Here is a 527-nt window from a genome sequence, read left to right as displayed (position 1 = left end):
TGAGTTGTGTGCAAGCTGGAGTTGCAGGTCACGGTGGTGGCGTGAGGGGCGGCAGGGGTGCTCGTGCTGGTCGGGGGCGGGTGCCTTCGGTGGGGTTCATCGGTCACCTCGCGGCTTCGCGGTTCGTCAGGACGAGGAGAGCCCGGACCAGGGCGGTCGCCCAGGACGGGGCGGTGCGGACCTTGGTCAACACGCGCCAGTTCTTCAGGTGGGCGAAGCCGTGCTCGGCCGGTGCGCGGACCGCGGCCAGGGCCCGGTTGGACAGCTTCTGCGCCCGGGTCAGGGGCCGGTTCTTCGCGGCCTTGTAGCCGGTGATCACAGCCGGATCGGCATCGGGTGTGCTGTCGTCGAGGCCGACGAAGCCCAGGTCGGCGATGGCGCCGAGGCCAGCTTCGCGCAGGCGGGCGGTGAGCTTGTCGTGGCGGCATGCGGTGATCTCCGAGGTGCGTCCGGGCCGCGCTGCTGAGATCCACAGCAGTCGGCCGTTCTCGTCGGTGAGAGCGACGACCAGCAGGCCGTGGCATTTA

The 527-nt window shown here is 70.0% G+C and carries 1 protein-coding gene; it reads right to left on the bottom strand.

Annotation, left to right across the window (positions count from 1 at the left end; all coding sequences use genetic code 11):
• Positions 1 to 103: 103 nt before the first annotated feature.
• On the bottom strand, positions 104 to 527 hold a 424-nt coding region (locus tag ACFQVC_RS42510; protein WP_381842179.1), incomplete at its 5' end, for a transposase family protein.

This window comes from Streptomyces monticola (genome assembly GCF_042665355.1).
GTDB classification, from domain to species: domain Bacteria; phylum Actinomycetota; class Actinomycetes; order Streptomycetales; family Streptomycetaceae; genus Streptomyces; species Streptomyces monticola.
Note: the sequence above shows the minus strand (reverse complement) of the source record. Positions and strands in the feature narration are given on the sequence as shown.